Annotated in this window: 2 protein-coding genes; both read left to right on the top strand. The window is 58.8% G+C overall.

Annotation, left to right across the window (positions count from 1 at the left end; all coding sequences use genetic code 11):
- Positions 1-101 precede the first annotated feature (101 nt).
- Complete coding sequence (locus tag BUB54_RS19750; RefSeq protein WP_048879589.1) at positions 102-479, top strand: hypothetical protein; 378 nt, start codon at positions 102-104, stop codon at positions 477-479.
- Positions 480-593: 114 nt separating this feature from the next.
- Positions 594-1,247 (top strand): hypothetical protein, encoded by a 654-nt coding sequence (locus BUB54_RS19745; protein WP_048879588.1) that lies wholly within the window; start codon positions 594-596, stop codon positions 1,245-1,247.
- The last annotated feature ends 151 nt before the right edge of the window (positions 1,248-1,398 follow it).

Below are 1,398 nucleotides of genomic sequence, written 5' to 3'. Positions count from 1 at the left end.
CGCGCAACCCGGCCGGTCCCGCGCGCCATTGCCCCCTCCCCTCGCTCTCACACGCCAGAAAATAAGCCGGGGCGGTCCCGGCCTTCTGACGGAGAACTTTCATGAGCATCGCAACGATCAACCCGGCCCCCGTGAACGTCCCTTCCCAGCCCATGCGTCCGATGCGGCTAATCCTGCGAAACGGATATCCTTATCCTTACCCGGTAAACATCCGCGAAGCGGAACACGAGACCCATGCCAGCCAAGCCGCCGGGGTTATGCTGGAAGTCCCCGGCGTCGTGCATTTTGAGTGGCTTCACGTTGTCACAGTCGAATTTGCAGACGATGACGCCTTTGAACACGCGCAGCACACCACCGGATGGAAAACGTGGGGCTATCGCGTGCTGGAAGCACCGACGAGTGCCGCCGATGGCTATCAGCATCCGGCGATCATCGCCGCCAACTGCGCATTTTGCGGGTTCAACCTGATTCCCGAATAAGCCGAACAAGGGGGGCAACCCGCCCCCTCTTTTGGGCTTGTCGAAGGCTCCCCGCCCAACCCCCACGACAGAAGCAAGGCGACAGTCACGCCGCCATAACTTGGAGAAACTTAAATGTCCTCACGTCTCATCGATGATTTTGCCGCAGTCCGGTTCAGGGCGGCTGACCTGAACGCTCTCTTTGAAACCGATCCGTTCTACGCCGATCAATTCATGTTTTTCGAGCTGGGAGGCGACAACAATCTTTTTGAGTGCAGGAACGGCGGCAGGCAAACCCGCGTGCGCTCATGGTCCCTGCTTGGCGTTGGAATGGAGTGGGAAATCATGCAGAAAATCGTGACCTTCGCATCCGCTTGCGAAGGCGGTTGCCTGCGTTTCGCAGGAGACCGTCAGACATTAGCCGAGAGCTACATTCGCAAGGCACGAAACACCCTCAGCGAAGCCGTCGAACCGGCAGCACTCTACAATGCCGGTCTTTCGTGCGGCTTTGAAATCAAAGTGGACGCAAACGAGGCACGCGGGCGATACATGGAGGACCGGATGGAAGAATTGCGCAACTACATGCCCGCGCATGAGCATGGCGATGTGTTGTCGTGGAACCTGCTACCGTTCAACGACCCGAAACATGCCGCCCTTATGTTCATCTATCGCGGACTCGATACGCGAGAGACCTACAATAAGGCTCGCGTGTCAGGACAGGAATATGCCGGAGGGGCCATCATGAAATGCGCCCGCCGCCGGGGACAAATGGCGATGGCTGACCTCTAGGCTTAAAGGATTCATGATACCCTGGCCTCATGGTATCATGAAGCCTTGACCTATAGTTGACTTTGTAACCACAGCCGCCGCCCTAAAGATTGCCGGCCCTGGCGGGCCGGGGACCGATCGCCGCAGACGCGGCGACCGCAGGGAGGGGCGG

The sequence above is a fragment of the Acidocella aminolytica 101 = DSM 11237 genome (assembly GCF_900129125.1).
Taxonomy (GTDB): Bacteria; Pseudomonadota; Alphaproteobacteria; order Acetobacterales; family Acetobacteraceae; genus Acidocella; species Acidocella aminolytica.
Note: the sequence above shows the minus strand (reverse complement) of the source record. Positions and strands in the feature narration are given on the sequence as shown.